This is a genomic window from Anaerovirgula multivorans, from assembly GCF_900188145.1.
Taxonomy (GTDB): Bacteria; Bacillota; Clostridia; order Peptostreptococcales; family Natronincolaceae; genus Anaerovirgula; species Anaerovirgula multivorans.
The window spans coordinates 1-15,451 of sequence record NZ_FZOJ01000017.1; the positions used below are offsets into that span (position 1 = coordinate 1).

The following is a 15,451-nucleotide window of genomic DNA, read 5'->3' on the forward strand; positions in this document are numbered from 1 at the left end:
ATTAAGGTAGTTTATCTTTTTTCTTTATTTTGAGCTTCCAGATTTCGTTATATTCTTATGCAATTTTCAAGGAGCTTATTAAGTTGATGACAGTGCCCCAAAACCACAGTATCTTGTGGTCGAATCGCATTATTTGTCCTTTTGAACACAATGCGTCATCAGAATTATACACTCAACATGCATTAGGACGATGATTCGGATAAATTTTTATGAAGCTTATGATTTTCGGTGTTTGTCAAGTACGGTGTCGTATTTAATTTTTCCTTCGGTTCCGAATTGCCATTGAAGCTTTCAATCAACGCTGCACACCCGCTTTTATCCGCTACCAGCATGTTAATATTATAGCAATCGGCATTTGTTTTGTCCATTGTATTGCTTCATCGACATCTTTGCAGTTTTCCAAAACCGAACGTATAACCGCCCAAAACTGTAAACCTACAATAGCCGGTTTAACTGCGAATTCAAAATTTCCTACGGGCAAACCTGCAGAAGTCTGACTCACGGCCAGCCCATGTTCATTCATCCCGTCACCTCGCCCGAACTGCATAATTGAAGAACCAATGCGTGCATATTTACCCTTGATTCTGGTAGTGGAAAATGTCATTTCTTCCATCTTATCATCGAAGTCATAGTTACGGCCAAGAAGTGTATGCCCATTCTTAGTTTTGGACGGTAATACCGTCATTTGGCTGCAACCGGGGCGTAAATAAGACATTGCATAATACAATACCTGTATGGTGGGTATGTTCAATTCATCGGCAAATCCTGCAATTTCTTCATTAATCCCAGGGCAAAATTCATCAAAAAGCTTATACATCTTCATTTCATCTTGTTATGTTCTATTCTCATATTCTCCAAATGACCTCACTACTTCCTACAAAATACAATCAATTTCTTCAATGATCATAGTATATATACGCTTCTTTGTATTTAAAATCTCTTGATTTCTCATTTTTTCTAGTGTAGATATTATTTCTTCTTTGTTGGGAGGATTGGTTATTCGGTATTGTCCTTTAATATATGAATATGTAGACATCCATGACTGTATCATGTATTCTAATGCATTTATTGTAACCATTCTATATTTATCACCCAACTCTAACCATTCCTTTATTTGATCCCAGGTTGGTTCAGAAGAAGCATAAAGAGAATACCAATTATGCTTTGCTGTGCCTCTTGGAATATATCCTTTTATCCAATCAACAACTTTATAACTTCTAAAATGACATAAATGCTCTTTAGCTATATGATCATTAACTTCGTCTGTAAACTGCCCTTCAACATAAGTGATTACTTTACTTAATCCCTCTTCCATGGGAAGACATTTTGCTGTAAGGTATGATCTGTATATAGGACTAACATTAATTGGATTGGCCCATAGACTTCTAACCCAATCTACAGCAGAATCCCCTAGTGCATTGCCAATGATTTTATAGAATATCTCTTTTTGGCAATCATCTACACCCTCTACTTTTTCTAAAACTTTCCTCAACACAAGACTTTTATCATAACCCTTCAAGACTTCTAAATTCTGTTCTCTTATTTCCCCTGAAGATATCTCTTTAAATTCCTGGGGTAAGTTTGCATTTTCTGGAAGATGCCACCTTAACTCTAAATGTTTAGAAAATTTCAAAATAACTTCCCTAAAGTGAAAAGGTAAGTTAAAACCAAGGCTATCCTCTATCTCAGAAACTTCTGCCTCTGAAGCTGGTGGTTCTATAATCAATTTACCTACTTCACCACCAAAGGCCACTACCTTATGTAGCATTTTATTCCATTTTATTATTAAACCTTCATACTGATTATCCTTCACTAAATGCACCCCTTTGTGTCTTGCTTAACTTCAATCTCTTTCCCCTCTCACTTTGCTCCCAAATCACTCTCTAGTTAATCAATAACAATCCCAATGCATATACCATTGGCCATCTTCCTCATAAAACGGATGAATACTCTCAAACTGATAGTGGATAACTGCCAGCTTGATTAATGGGTCAATTCCATTAAAATCTTCATTTATATACTTTTCAAGGTTACTCATTAAAATTCTGATTTCATCCTTGCCGCATTGTTTTCAATAAAATACTGAGGCAGCTGTCCTTTATTCGGCTTGCGTTTAAAGGGAACCACCTCAGTTGTTGAAATGCTGATTATTTTGCCTTTAGCTGTGTTACGTCAAAGAAGCACGGCACACCTTGAAAATCATAGCTATCAATCTTCTCGCTATTATACACAATCATATCTTTGGAATAAGTTAGCAGAATATCAATTACATTGTCGAGGTCGTAGTTAATTAGATAGGTAAAGATCTCGGTCAGCCTGTCGGAATCATTTATTCTTGTAAATTCCTCAATTGCGGCAAAAAATTCCTGCGCATCGCTCATATTGGCAAGAGAAGGGGTCTGTGGCGTCATGGTAGACATCGGCGTAAACCAGCAATGCGGAGAAGCATAGGCATACTGAGGCTGCCATATGGTTATATCGAAGTTGCCCGCCACAAAGTCGGCATACCACTCCATCTGCTCCTGTGATTTTATCTTCAAATCAATTCCGACTTCTGACAATTGGCTTTTAAGCAGTGTGGCAAGCGGTTTATTCAAAGAATCAAAGCCCACATCCATTGTAAGAACGATACTAAAAGACATACCGTTTTTTTCACGAATACTGGTGGATTTATTTATGACCCAACCCGCTTCTTCCAGCAGAGCATTAGCCTTCTCGGCATCATGGGTGAACGTTGTGTTTAACGGAACGTCTGAGTAAGGAGCATCCAGAGTAAACGGAATATCGGCGATTCCTTCATAGCCGTATGTAAGGCCATGGGCGATTTCACTTTTATCAATGGCATAGGCAATGGCCTGACGAACCTTCAGGTCTGAAAGCAATGCACTCGATGCGTTTAAGGTTATAGCCTTGGCACGGGTATCGCTTTCCGCCATCTGACCTTTAATGCCGTCTATTTTCATAGCCTGCTGGTATTCCTCATAGGTGAGGAGCGCACTTCCGTAAATTAAATCAATCTCTCCCGTCTTTAATGCCTTAAGTCGGGAAGCAGAGTCCGGAATGTATTTAACGATGAGTTCGTTGTAGTAAGGAGCCTCGCCCCAATAGTCTTCGTTTCTTACAAAACGGGTGTATTTGCCAGATACGATCTTATCATAAACATAGGGGCCTGTCCCAATAATACCGCTTACAGTCTGAAAGTCTCCATCTATGAGAACGTTGGGAGATACGATCGTCATAACATCCTGCCAGCAGAAATCATTCAAATATGCAAAATAGGGGTGCGTTACTAGGTTGTTTTCTTTGCCAAAAGCTCCATGATATGTGTGAGCAATAAAAAAACGCACCCTAAAAAGTACGATAGCTGAAAATAAGTATCGTACTTTTCTGGTTTCCTTGGCATGATGAAAAACAGAGATAATTATTTCTCTGTTCCTCGTGCCTTTTTCAAGCCTTCAGCCGTTGCCTCCATTACGATAAGCTCCTTTTCGTCCATAGCGTTGAGCATGAAGTCTACTTGATTGCGGCGATTGCTTCCGCTACTTTCATCACTTGGGAAAAAGAATTGATCCACAGAAATATCAAGCAAGGTAACAAACAGATAAAATTTGTTTAGGCTTGGGTGTTGCCCTCTGTTCTCTATGTACATAATAGAGCGTGGTGTGCGGTCTACAAGTTGCGCAAGGTATTCCTGTGTCCATCCCTTACCCTCTCGTGCCTTTTCTAATGCTCGTCCCAAAGGCTTGAAGTCGAGTTTTCTTTCGTCTTGGTACATTTTTATATCACCCCATATCATTTTCCATTTCAGGTGACAATATGAAAACGAAATACAATTTTATGTTAAGTAGTGTTTGTTTTCGTGTTTTTTAGGAATAAATTTGCGATTATTCGCTATTCCGTATATACTGGATGTATATCGTTTTAGCGAAAGTATGATAATTGATATGGATTACATTTCTGTGAAAGCTGCCTCCGAAAAATGGAGCATATCGGAACGACGGATACAAAAATTATGTGAAGAAAACCGCATTGAGGGTATTGAAAAATTTGGTCGGGCATGGATGATACCTAAAGGTGCAGAAAAATTAAAAGATGTAGAACTTAAAAGAGGAAAATGAAATAACAGCAAGTAAAATCAAGCAGTAATCTCTCTATTTCTTTATAATAAATGTAGGGTGATTGAAACGAGGTGAATAGACGAATGTACGAGTGGCAGAAACAAATTCAAATAATCGTTGATGAAATTGACAAATGTATTAAAAATTATAATAATGAAGCCTTGACACTACGCTTTCTTTCTCGCAGGCTGGGTTATTCCGAATTTTATACAACGAGAAAATTCAAAGAAATATCGGGTATGCAATTTAGGGATTATCTGCGGCATAGAAAATTAGCCTTTGCACTAAAAGAGGTGAGGGATAGTGAAAAAAGCATTTTAGATATTGCTTTTGATTATGGTTTTTCATCACATGAAGCTTTTACTAGAGCTTTCAAGGGAACATATGGTGTAACTCCAAGTGAATACCGAAAAAAGCCTAATCCTGTCGTTCTTCGTACAAAAATAAACCCTTTCGACCGCTACTTTTTAGGATTTGGAGAGATTGGTATGATGAAATCTACAGATGATGTTAAAATTTATTTTGTAACCATTCCCGCACACAAATTTTTGCACATTAAAAACTATGAGAGTAATGGGTATTGGGATTTTTGGCAAAAGCAAAGTCTTATTCTGGGACAGGACTGCGAAACAATTTGCGGCTTACTCGATAGTATCAAGGGCAAATTGGATGACGATGGTGGGAGCGAATCTAACAGCGGTAGCGGTCAGATTATGGCGTACATGAATGACCCAGACGGCAGACTCTGCGATTGGGGTATTCCACGTACAGAGTGTTATGGTGCACGTCTTCCTTTTGATTATAAAGGCAAAGTACCACCACAAATGCTTATGATTGATGTTCCCGAAGCCGAGTATATTGTTTTTGAACATGGGCCATTCGATTATGAGCAGGAAAATCGTAGTGTGGAGGAAAAGATGGAAAAGGTAATGGCAACTTTTGATTTTGCAGGCACCGATTACTGCTTTGATACTTCCCCCGGTAGAATAATTTACGTTTATCATGATCCGGAGCGGTTTTGGAAGTATATTAGACCAGTGCGGAAGTAAATAAAATCGACTTCCTATCCACTATACAGACGCTAATGAAGAAATCAAATAGAACATTAAGTAAGTACACACTTACCGCTATAACAACGGTAATAAAAAAACCGTTGTTATAGCGACAGGGTAGCTATGCGCCTGTACAAAATACAGTAGCTTAACGGCGGTTTTGAATAACAATCAAAGCCGCCGTTTTCTTTTTTCAAAATTGAAAATACGGAGGGTGTATTAAACTCGCCCTTTTTTAAGGATACGGCGGAATCTTGGGAGGTATCGCTATGTCCTTTTTCAATTTTGCGTTATTCTCAAGTGGTAAGCAATTAAAAAAAGCAATGAACTTGCTCAAAACCATTATGGTCTGCTAGTTGAAATACAGCAGTACCAAACAAGAAATAATTATATCTATGCCCGATTGAGTTTTTCTCAGTCGGACATTTTTGCGTTTATAGAGCCTCGCTGCCGTTCCCCACCTCCATCCTTTCGATTTCAGCAAACCCAAAATCGAAAGGATGGAAAAACCATGAAAACTATAAATCTGAAAGACTATTACCCTTGCTATACACAAGATACCTTTGTGGAAGTACCTGATGAGCTGCTTGCTATCTTTGAGGAGTATGCAAGAGCTGAGGCGGCATACGAGAGAAAGAAATACCGCTACAAGGCTCACTACTCCCTTGACCGTGGCGATAGGATCGAACATGACATCTTGTTTGTTTCCCTATCTCCTGATGAAATTTACGAGCGTAAGCTCACAAGCGAATAGCTCCATGTTGCCATTGCCTCCCTGCCGGACAAGCAGGCAAAGCGGATCTACGCTCATTACTTTATGGGCATGAGCAAGACCGCTATTGCCAAAGCCGAGGGCATAAACAGAAGTCAGGTATCATGCTCTATTGACAAGGGATTAAAGAGTATCGAAAAATTCTTAAAAACTACTTATTAGGGGTGCAACAAACCCTTTAAAAAAATCAGGGCATATAGAGGGAGGTGCAAAATCCTCTCCTATGTACCTTGACAACTTCATACACGGTATTTTGAGTACAAAACTTATGTGGCTGAAAGGAAAAGCGACATAATGGGCATCGCCATGATGATTGCTGTAATGCTCATGCAGAACGAGGAAACAAAACGATTTATATAGAGCCTTTGCAAGCAGGAGCGTTACAGCAGTCGGAGCGAGAAATACAGCCATTAGACCAATCGGTGGCACGATTGGTGCGACAACACACATAAGGGATAATGAAACTTTCTCACAACCTCCCACAGACTTGAGAGGGAGTTCCTGCGGTATGCGTGGCTTTGAAACAAGCACAACACGGTATTGTGGGGCTATGATGTCATGCCCATGACAGCTCAAAATATCCCCTTTGTCGGGGTGCGTGGCAAATACGGCAAACAGGTGAGATTAATCGCACCGCATTTTTGTTCAGTATAAGTTTGCGGTGCGGTTGGTTTTACTATTTTTGATGTGGTGACAAACTTTTCATAAATGGAATAACTGCTTATAATTTATGTAAGCAAGACACTTGGAGGTGATTGCTAATGGAAAATATCAAAAATGTATCTGAAAATACAGTTAAAACTGCTCCACCTAATGAACCATATGCAAAGACCAAAGCATATCAAGATTTCATAAATGTGCTTTCTCAGATTATCGAAAAACATGGTGCATTAGAGAGCATCTACACCCTATTGGCAAACTTCGATAAAGTATATGACAAAATCAGCGATGAAGAGAAAAAATCTCTATTTCTTCGTTAATCAAAGAAATAGAGATTTTCCCATGTGATGAGGTAGAGTTGCCCCTAAAGTCAATTCTGTTCAATTTTCCTGTTTATAAGGACGGTGGAGATGTTTGTGGGTTTTTGTGGGGCAAAACTACGCACGTCTCAACGTGAGCCGTTTATTTCAATAGTTCCCTATAACTTTTGGATGGGTGGCAAATGGGTGGCATTGCCACCCATCAGTTTGTATAGACCTATACTCATTGTCTTTAGTTGAAAAAACACAAAATAATGAAAGAAAATCCACTGCACATTATATCAACCTCAATCAAGTAACCATCACCTTATTATTCTTCCTCCATGTACAACTTTACCATCTTCAAGCTTCAGTTCCCAAAACACTGGAAATCTTTCACTTATCTCTACTTTAATAATTTCAGGAGCTGCAAAACAGATTAATTGAAAGTTTAACTTATCTGCAATTTCAAATATAGGATCCAATACATGTTTAGCTGAAGCCTTTCCAAAAGGGTTGTCTAATACTAATACTGTGGAGGGTTTTTCATTACCAATGTGCTTCTTTTTAAAACTCATAATCATCATGATGACAAAGGTGTTTACAGAAAGAGTTTGTCCACCAGATCCTTCCGGCAAATCCCCTTCTCCTTTATTGATGGCCTCCCATGTAGTATAGTATTCATCTCTAGCCCGTGCATATCTAAACTCATTTTTTTCAGACATTTTATAGACCAGTAAAGTAGGATATCTACCCTGAAGGGCTTTAGAAAATATAACTGTATCCCCCATTAGATCCTTGAAGACCTTATCTTCTATATTGGAGGTGTCTTCATTTGTTGCTAAAACTTTGTCTATTGTCTGTACAAAATATTCATCTAATAAATAGGCGATCTCCCCTTCTTCTTTAGGTAGTCTCTCTGCCCCCTTTAATTTAACTAAAGGAAAAGCATAGCCTTGTTCATTGGTGTAATTCATACTACTCACCATACTCTTTAAAGCTTCCACCATTCTAATGATATGAATAGATGCTCTATTGGTCCACTTTTTCATGGCATCCTCCGCCTTACGCTTATCCTTAGATAACCTTATTAACTCTTGCTGAAAATGGGCCTCCATACTTTTAAAGGAGCTAAGATTGCTTTTAAAGTTAGTAAGATTAGCTTCCTTTATGGTGGTTATAATCTTCTCCTTTAGTTTTTCTTCTTCTAGCTTGAAAATTATTTCTTTAATAAATCTAGCTCTAAACCCTTCGCCTTCCTCTACCGTTTTTCTAATTTGATCTTTATTTTTTCCACAGTTTCTTAACCATTCTTCTACTATAAGATCTGGATTATTTCGAATTTTTTCCTTTAAAATCTTATCCATTTTTCCCTTAATGGCATCCAAAGGATAGCCTGTTTTAATTTTTGTTAAGTTCATCTCTAGGCTTCCTCTATGGTCTTGATTTTTTTGTAATTCTTCTGTACATAAACCTAAATATTTTTTATTCGACTGGATATTCCTTTCTACCATATCCATATCACTATTTATATCTTGAATTTCTAGCACTACTGGTGCTTTTCTATGTTCCTTCTGTATTTGTTTTTCCTTCTCCTCCAAAAGATCCTTCATAGTTGCAATACTTCCTCTAATCGTGTCTAGGTGTGATTTTACATTGCTTTTTTCTACTTCAAGGGTTTTAATAACTTTATCAAACTCCTTGATATTTATCAGTATCTCATTTAATGCTATTTCTAAATGGGGGTAATTTTCCCAGTTTTCATTTAAATTTTTCAAGTCATGGATATGCCTTTTTAGCTCTCTCCTGAAATGCATAATATCATTATTTAATAAAGCAATGCTACTATTTTTAGTGGCTATATCCTCCTCTAGCACCTTTCTCTCCTTTACTAAAGTCATTAATCCATCACTATCAATAGACAGTTCTGGAGTCTTATCATTTAAATAACTCTTATCGGCTTCATACTCATATATAGCTTCGTTGAATACTTCTTTTATAGCTTGAGTTGTTTTTCCCACTTCTAGCTTCCATTGATTATAAGCATTTCTGACTATGTTCTGATTGCTTTGTACACCTTCTATATCTCCTTGAATAGCCAATATGCTTTCTTGAATCCCCTTTAATTCCTTTTGAGTCTTTACTATCGTTATTTTATCCTGATTAATTTCCTCTACTTTTTCTATGTATGCCTCCAGCCGACCTAGGGAAGTATAATTTTCATCCAGCTTCTTCTTTTGTTCCTTTAAAATATACTCTGACTTAATCAGATTGTTCTCTATGCCTGCTTTTTCTTCTTTTTGTATGCTAATCTTCTCTGAAAGTTCTACATTTTCTTCCTCCTGTTTCTTAAGCTTTTGATTTAAAATCCATGCAGTATCATTTTTAGCAATTATGTTTAAATTCTGTTTAATTTCTACAATGTTTTTCAAATCTTCTTTAATACTATTTGCCGTTTGAGACAAACCCTTTACCCCATTGGCCATGTCTTCTTTCCACTTTATATATTTATTTTCATCTATCAATTCATAGGCCTTACCAAATACCGTTTTAAACAAATTATTGCTACTTTCCTTCATTTCAGAACGAATATAGATTGGGACCATATTATTAAAGAACAACTCTTTGCCTATATTTTTATCAATAAGCTGCCATTCCCCTTCATTTCCTATTACAACTGAATATATAAAGCCAGGATGATGCTTAACTATAGAAAGCCTTTCTTCGTCATCTAGCTCCTTCAAATATTCAGCCCCTGTCTCCACATGAATGCCTATTTTTTCTATCTCTTCTTTTATTAAGAGAATATCTTTATTAGGAATAAAATAATCTTCTTTATTTAATGCCTTATCTATATTTTTCTCCCATATAGTCCTTTGGATTTCTTCTAGCTTCTCTTTTTTATGCTCTTCCATATGTTCCAACGCTTCTAGCTTTTTACTAAACCAATGATGATTTAATAAACTACCGTCATAATTTTCCATTAGCTGCTTTGTTGCACTTCTAGCAGTGTTTAATTCATATTCCTCCTGCTTTTTTATTTCTTCTTGTAGAATACCTACCTCTTTTGTTTTATTCTCTAATCTATACTCCAGTCTGTCTATTTCTCCATTCAATGTAGCTATTTTTTCTTTATAGTCCTCTACCTGCTGGGCTAAAGCCGTTATTTTATCCTCCACTTCTTTTCGGATTTTTATTAAATCCTCAACGATTCTTTCAGGAAATACTAAGCTCATAGGGTCATAATCTACTTCTAGCTTTTTTCTATCCTTAGCTAAGTCCTCCTCTTTTAGTTGAAACCTGTTAATTTCATTTTGTAATTCATTCACCCTAGCTTCATATTTTTTCTTCTTACTTTTACATTCTTCCATAAGTTGATCTGTGTAGTTAATATATCCACCATATTGATTCTCATTATGTCTCCAATATTTTGTTGTCTTCTCCCATCCCAGCACTATTTCATGATCTAATACTTTAGCCCTTTCTCTTATATCTGAAATATCTAATGCTTCCACAAGCCTCTCTCGTTCTTGAGCTTTATTATCAATCCTTTGTTCCGTTTCTTTTTTAGCATATAAAAGCTCATTAATTCGATATAATTGTAATGCCTCTTTCTTTTCCTTTATTGCTTTGGATTTTTCATTAAGTATTTCTTCTAGTTCTTTTACTTCCTTTTCTTTAGCCTCTAGCTTTCTTCTTTGTTGATTATAATTTAGATTATCCCTCTGAAAGGACAATTCCTTTCTTTCTTCTTCTGCCTGCTTTAATGCATTACTCCATTTTTCAATGGTTTGCGTAACTAAGCTTTCTTCTTCTTTTAAAATAAAGTAAATATCATTGCCCTCACTAATTAATCTATCCTTCCTATCAATAAACCTTGATCCACTATCAGCATTTTCAATTAAGGGCTTAATCTCTACTAGAAGATCTCTATAATCGCTCTCACGTTTCATCAACACAGGCAAATCTTTAGTGATGGAGAGGTTGCTCTTAAACATCTCAATTAAACTGTTTCCACCCTCATAGATATAGTTTCTAATATTTTCACTAATGGCAGGAATGATAATCTTATCGAAAATGGATTTATTGTCACTGGCGCCAATAAAATAATCACCTGCTCCTCCTTCAGATTTATTAATGGCCTTTAAGTTCATCCATTCACTTCTATAGATTCCTCTACTTTCTAAATAACTGTAATATGGTGCATCCTTTCTTCTAACACTGGATTGACTATATTTTATAAAGTCTCTTTTATGATCGTCTATAAAGTTTTCAAATATATCTATATCTATGGCTTTTCCAGCTTCTTTATCATACAATGGTAGATTTTCTATTGTATAGTACCCATTATTTTCATGTTCATGTGTATATAAGAAATAGGAGAGACCTGTTTTTTCCTCTTCTTCTCCACCAGTATTTTTTATCGTTGCTTTGACAGCAATTCCGTTAATCAGTCTTTTTTCTGGTATCGTGTCTAATAACCATTCCAGAACAACATGAAATGTAAAGGAATGTAAATTATTCCTCTGATCATAAAACATAGATATAACTTTATTTCCATTATTTTTTCCCCATTTTGTCCCAGGTAATAAAAGCTGAAAAATAAACTGCATCATTACACCTTTTCCCCCACCGTTAAATAAGGTGAAAAGTGTGTGATCAGCTTTTCCAGCCTTTGTTAAATCAAAAATAGAATTCTCATGTTCCTTTTTTAAACCATCATATTTGCATCCTGTTAACCTAATCTTTGATAGCTTTGGCATCTTCCATTTCCCCTCCCTCATATTTAATAAGCTCCATGATTTCTTCATATCGATCTCCACCATGGTAAAGATTTTCAAGCCTTTCGTAGAGTTCGTCTTTGGGGATAATTCTATTTTCTCGACTCAGGTTAATAATCAGATTTTCTTGTTCTAAGGGCTTAAGGGCTTCGTGAATAAAACCTAATCTAGTTTGAGAAGATAAACTAAATCCTGTACCATCTTTAGCCTCCTTCGAATGGGACATCTCAACGGACCAAAGGTGATGGATATCTTCTATAGCAATAGCAAACTCCTGAGAAAAGCTCTCTTCTTTTTCATTCCGTTTTTTCCAAGAGTCTAAGGTATTTGTAATAATTTCCTCCAGTTTATAATAGGATATACCCGCATCTTCAATTCTAAAGAAAAAATTATTTTCCCTATCGATTTCAGCCAAATAAATGCATATGATGATATTGGCTAGATAAAAATGCTTCTTTCTAAGAAGCTTATTATATTTTTCCTTCATTTGGGTGTAAGTGGTGGCAAATATAGAACCTTCTCCCTTTGACACTAAATGTAGATTTTGTCTAGTACCAAAAATTCTTAAGTCTCCTTCCTCCACCATATTATGCAAAATTTCTCTAATCTCATTATTTTCATAGTATTGACTAGCTAAAACATCATTGGCAGGAAGAATTTTATTATTTAATAAATGAAAAAATAGTTCACTGGCTTTTTTTATATCTTCATTGGTATAGCTCATTCTTTCACTCCTCTACATAGATGGTATATGGTGAAATAAACAATTCATTCCAAGCAAAAGTTTCTTCTGTATCCTCTATTTTAGATAGAATTTTTTTACCATGTAGTGCTTTAATTATTGGTTTTTTATTACATAAGCCCTTGAATAATTTAAGTCTCTCATCTTCACCGGTGTGTTTTATATCCAAAGTGACCTTCGAAATGACAAACATCATAAATATATCTATATTTTCTCTTTGACTCAACCATTTTTCCTTTTCCTCTCTATTTTTTTCATTTAATTGCAATATAGAGAATTTTCCATCTTCTAAAAGTGCTGTAAATACTTCTTCATAAAGCTCTACTAAGAGATCCCAGTCGGTTTCTCTGAACTTCCAATCTACATCCAACGTGGTATCCAGGTCTTTTCTTGCACTTCTCTTTTTTTTAACAATTTGTTCCGACCATGCCCAATCAAGGGGATAAATAAATTCTGTTTTTGGAGAAAATAAAGTAGATACAATTCCTTCCAAATCATCTATACTCCTTAAACCATTTTTAACAATATGGTTTTGCCAGATATCTTTTTTAAAGCTAAAGCTTGAAATTTTCCAAAAACTCTCTGGATATTTTACCCTTATCTCTAGCTCCAAAGCCAAGTTTTCCATCACATGTTTTGCCAAACTGTCATGTAGCAATCTTGCCCTTTCAAGGTTTTCAAACATAATTTCAGCCTCTCGCTTTTTATCCTCTGGAAGAGCATCATATCTATTCCTCCAAGAAAACATATTTGCAAAGACCTTCTGCTCATCTTCAAATTGTTCCTTTATTTCATCCTCAGATTTCTTACCTCTAATATTTCTATCAAAAAATATATTTTGAGGATTCCTTATAATATCCCGTCTATATTCCTTTTCTCGATTAATTAAAACTCTAACTCTAGCCATCAAATTGTCTATACTATTCCTTGCCTTAGCAAAATTCCCGGTTTTAATTAATTGAAGGGTATAGAATTGTTCTAAATCAAATCCAAATTCCTCTAATATTTCCCTTGTAATAAAAATCATCTCTTGACTTTCTTCCGTTAACATATATACCGTGGATCCACCTTGCTCCCAATGACTATGCTCTCTATCCACCTTAAAATACCTAAAAATATAATCCTCTTTAGTTTTAGTGGCTTCATTATAAATCCTCGTCTTAAAGCCCTCCTGCTTGGTGGGCTCCCTGTACCACAGAGTACCATCTACAACTCTTTCAACCACCTCTTTATTGCACTGTAAATCCATATCCTTAAGAATTTTTTCAGTTATGAATAACATGTCATCTCTGGTTCTATTTTCATTCTCTCTAAGTTCCCTTAGAAAAATATTTTGTATAAGCAGGAAACAAATTTCATAAGCATATTCATTTAGTTCACCTAGATCCATCCCTGACCCTAGCATACGAATGGACTGGAGTTTTTTCATTCTATTAAAAAAACCACTTTCTATCATCATCTTCTCACCTTCAGTAAATATTCATAATTTATCAGCTCCTGCGGCACTCTAAAATCCTTGTCCCAAATAAACTTGATTTTTTTAAAATCATCATTATCTAAGTATGGGTTCATTTCTTCTAGAAAAGCATCTAAGTATAACTGATTTTTCTTTTGTCCATCTAAAGGATACTCTTTTTTACATAGAGAAATCAAATGTTCATAGGCCTTATATTGCAGCTTCATATTCACATGAGCATACTTCTCTTTGAGCCTATAATATATCCCAAACCCCTCAGAATCTATGTCTCCAAAATATAAAATTTCCACCTTAGAAGGATCTGCAATTTCTTCTATGAAGGAAAAACTGTTCTCTATTTTTTTCCCCTCGCCATAAATAAGGACATCTGGTCTAAAGCCAAATATATCCCCATGGGTCTGAGCAGCCCTTTTGTAGGTAAAAAAGGTGGAGTGATTTTCAAGAATGATGATATGCTTAATATTTGCTACACCTCTATTCCAGTAAATAAACATCTCACCATATTTCTTCATCTTTAGGTCTTCATTTGAAAGCTTCAACCGCTTTAATATTCCATATTTTCCTTTAGGGGTTTCTTGTTTATTTTTAAGAAATTTTTCATCATCAAAAATTTCTAAAGAACGCTCCTCTATACTGGCCCATTCTTTGTTTTCTCTTGATTTTAAAAATTTATAAATATTTTCAATAAATTGCCATTCCCTATCTGTTTGATAGGATGGATGATTGACATAATAGCTGAAATCCAAATAATCCGATGACTGAAGCATTTTTGATTTATTCCATTTTGAAATAGGTTCCGCAGCTATAATCTGCCACTTTGTTTTTAATGGTGGATGATAGCCATTGTACCTAGAGGATTTTATTTCCTTGATATACTGTTTTTCTTTAAGCATTGTCATTTGGCTATAAAGCTCAGTATATCCTCCATTGGCTAAATAGAAACTCTCTCCTTTATAACTATCTATTAGGTAGTTTTCTAATGACTGTAGGTCAAATCTTTTTTTGTTCTTTTTCTTATATTCATATAAAAATTTATTAATTATTTTTTTCATGAAATCACCTTTATTATGTAGTTTTTACTTTAATACTTTATTTTTTTCTTGCTAACTTACTTTATTCTACAAAGATATCAAAGTCATCTTTATAGTCTTGTCCTAAGTTTTTCATCTCTTTTAATCGTTCATCATTCATAGTAAAGTCTTTAACCATATATTCATTGAGCCTTTCAGTTGCCCATCTTCCTTTTATTTGTTTTATATATTCAGGTTTGAAGTTGTATCTAAGCATTTCTAATTCTTTAATAGCACATAATTTGTTGACACCAAAATGTTTGCTATAACCTTTTATAATATGTTTCCCCTCATATTTACGTATCCAATGTTTAGCAGTTTGAAATCTAGCCTCTCTTTTCATCCTCTTATGTCTTGGAGTATTTGATTTTCTTTTTTTCTTCATCTATATCTTCTCTATACTTAATTCTTCTCGTAACTGTCCTCTGGATATTAAGCTATAATCTATTCCGTCATTTTTTTACAACTTATTTATCACTT

General features: G+C 35.4%; 14 protein-coding genes. 4 read left to right on the forward strand and 10 right to left on the reverse strand.

The window, feature by feature from the left end; genetic code table 11:
• Positions 1-322: 322 nt before the first annotated feature.
• The 5 genes from CHB72_RS15660 to CHB72_RS15680 all read right to left on the reverse strand — a co-directional run bounded on the left by CHB72_RS15660 (position 323) and on the right by CHB72_RS15680 (position 3,775).
• Positions 323-817, reverse strand: a complete 495-nt coding sequence (locus tag CHB72_RS15660) for a C45 family autoproteolytic acyltransferase/hydolase (protein ID WP_242975156.1) — start codon at positions 815-817, stop codon at positions 323-325.
• A 57-nt stretch (positions 818-874) separates the two neighbouring features.
• On the reverse strand, positions 875-1,813 hold the full coding sequence (locus CHB72_RS15665) for a hypothetical protein (RefSeq protein WP_089283833.1): 939 nt from the start codon (positions 1,811-1,813) through the stop codon (positions 875-877).
• Positions 1,814-1,891: 78 nt separating this feature from the next.
• Complete coding sequence (locus CHB72_RS15670; protein WP_330397061.1) at positions 1,892-2,050, reverse strand: Fic family protein; 159 nt, start codon at positions 2,048-2,050, stop codon at positions 1,892-1,894.
• A 97-nt stretch (positions 2,051-2,147) separates the two neighbouring features.
• The gene (locus CHB72_RS15675) at positions 2,148-3,239 is read right to left on the reverse strand and encodes an ABC transporter substrate-binding protein (protein ID WP_089283835.1); all 1,092 of its coding nucleotides are present in this window, start codon (positions 3,237-3,239) and stop codon (positions 2,148-2,150) included.
• 182 nt (positions 3,240-3,421) lie between these two features.
• A complete protein-coding gene (locus CHB72_RS15680) occupies positions 3,422-3,775 on the reverse strand; it encodes a helix-turn-helix transcriptional regulator (RefSeq protein ID WP_089283836.1) in 354 nt (117 codons plus the stop codon).
• 169 nt (positions 3,776-3,944) lie between these two features.
• On the opposite strand from CHB72_RS15680, the gene CHB72_RS15685 reads away from it, so the two are divergent.
• The 4 genes from CHB72_RS15685 (at position 3,945) to CHB72_RS27065 (ending at position 6,922) form a co-directional block, all read left to right on the forward strand.
• The gene (locus tag CHB72_RS15685; protein WP_089283903.1) at positions 3,945-4,118 is read left to right on the forward strand and encodes a DNA-binding protein; all 174 of its coding nucleotides are present in this window, start codon (positions 3,945-3,947) and stop codon (positions 4,116-4,118) included.
• An 83-nt stretch (positions 4,119-4,201) separates the two neighbouring features.
• Positions 4,202-5,167, forward strand: a complete 966-nt coding sequence (locus CHB72_RS15690) for a helix-turn-helix transcriptional regulator (RefSeq protein ID WP_089283837.1) — start codon at positions 4,202-4,204, stop codon at positions 5,165-5,167.
• A gap of 514 nt (positions 5,168-5,681) precedes the next feature.
• Entirely contained in the window at positions 5,682-5,924 is a 243-nt protein-coding gene (locus CHB72_RS28460; protein ID WP_330397055.1) for a hypothetical protein, read from the forward strand.
• A 779-nt stretch (positions 5,925-6,703) separates the two neighbouring features.
• The gene (locus CHB72_RS27065) at positions 6,704-6,922 is read left to right on the forward strand and encodes a hypothetical protein (protein WP_207652584.1); all 219 of its coding nucleotides are present in this window, start codon (positions 6,704-6,706) and stop codon (positions 6,920-6,922) included.
• A 302-nt stretch (positions 6,923-7,224) separates the two neighbouring features.
• Here the strand turns inward: CHB72_RS27065 and CHB72_RS15710 are convergent, their stop codons facing one another.
• From CHB72_RS15710 to CHB72_RS15730, 5 genes are all read right to left on the reverse strand, one after another.
• Positions 7,225-11,712: a coiled-coil domain-containing protein gene (locus CHB72_RS15710; RefSeq protein WP_176431409.1), complete on the reverse strand. Its 4,488-nt coding sequence runs from the start codon at positions 11,710-11,712 to the stop codon at positions 7,225-7,227.
• Positions 11,642-12,406, reverse strand: a complete 765-nt coding sequence (locus CHB72_RS15715; RefSeq protein WP_089283840.1) for a DUF6063 family protein — start codon at positions 12,404-12,406, stop codon at positions 11,642-11,644. The genes CHB72_RS15710 and CHB72_RS15715 overlap by 71 nt, the downstream gene beginning before the upstream one ends.
• Before the next feature lie 4 nt (positions 12,407-12,410).
• Positions 12,411-13,883, reverse strand: coding sequence for a hypothetical protein (locus CHB72_RS15720; RefSeq protein WP_089283841.1), 1,473 nt, complete (start codon positions 13,881-13,883; stop codon positions 12,411-12,413).
• Complete coding sequence (locus tag CHB72_RS15725; RefSeq protein ID WP_089283842.1) at positions 13,880-14,953, reverse strand: Wadjet anti-phage system protein JetD domain-containing protein; 1,074 nt, start codon at positions 14,951-14,953, stop codon at positions 13,880-13,882. The genes CHB72_RS15720 and CHB72_RS15725 overlap by 4 nt, the downstream gene beginning before the upstream one ends.
• Positions 14,954-15,014: 61 nt before the next feature.
• Positions 15,015-15,356 carry a RhuM family protein gene (locus tag CHB72_RS15730; protein WP_089283843.1) on the reverse strand — a complete coding sequence of 114 codons (342 nt, stop codon included), beginning with the start codon at positions 15,354-15,356 and terminating at the stop codon, positions 15,015-15,017.
• Positions 15,357-15,451: the final 95 nt, after the last annotated feature.

What these genes read in the sequence shown, in the direction of transcription:
- CHB72_RS15660 (WP_242975156.1), bottom strand. Translation starts at nt 817, where the DNA reads ATGTATAAGCTTTTTGATGAATTTTGCCCTGGGATTAATGAAGAAATT.
- CHB72_RS15675 (WP_089283835.1), bottom strand. Translation starts at nt 3,239, where the DNA reads ATGACGATCGTATCTCCCAACGTTCTCATAGATGGAGACTTTCAGACT.
- CHB72_RS15680 (WP_089283836.1), bottom strand. Translation starts at nt 3,775, where the DNA reads ATGTACCAAGACGAAAGAAAACTCGACTTCAAGCCTTTGGGACGAGCA.
- CHB72_RS15685 (WP_089283903.1), top strand. Translation starts at nt 3,945, where the DNA reads ATGGATTACATTTCTGTGAAAGCTGCCTCCGAAAAATGGAGCATATCG.
- CHB72_RS15690 (WP_089283837.1), top strand. Translation starts at nt 4,202, where the DNA reads ATGTACGAGTGGCAGAAACAAATTCAAATAATCGTTGATGAAATTGAC.
- CHB72_RS28460 (WP_330397055.1), top strand. Translation starts at nt 5,682, where the DNA reads ATGAAAACTATAAATCTGAAAGACTATTACCCTTGCTATACACAAGAT.
- CHB72_RS27065 (WP_207652584.1), top strand. Translation starts at nt 6,704, where the DNA reads ATGGAAAATATCAAAAATGTATCTGAAAATACAGTTAAAACTGCTCCA.
- CHB72_RS15710 (WP_176431409.1), bottom strand. Translation starts at nt 11,712, where the DNA reads ATGAAGAAATCATGGAGCTTATTAAATATGAGGGAGGGGAAATGGAAG.
- CHB72_RS15715 (WP_089283840.1), bottom strand. Translation starts at nt 12,406, where the DNA reads ATGAGCTATACCAATGAAGATATAAAAAAAGCCAGTGAACTATTTTTT.
- CHB72_RS15720 (WP_089283841.1), bottom strand. Translation starts at nt 13,883, where the DNA reads ATGATGATAGAAAGTGGTTTTTTTAATAGAATGAAAAAACTCCAGTCC.
- CHB72_RS15725 (WP_089283842.1), bottom strand. Translation starts at nt 14,953, where the DNA reads ATGAAAAAAATAATTAATAAATTTTTATATGAATATAAGAAAAAGAAC.
- CHB72_RS15730 (WP_089283843.1), bottom strand. Translation starts at nt 15,356, where the DNA reads ATGAAGAAAAAAAGAAAATCAAATACTCCAAGACATAAGAGGATGAAA.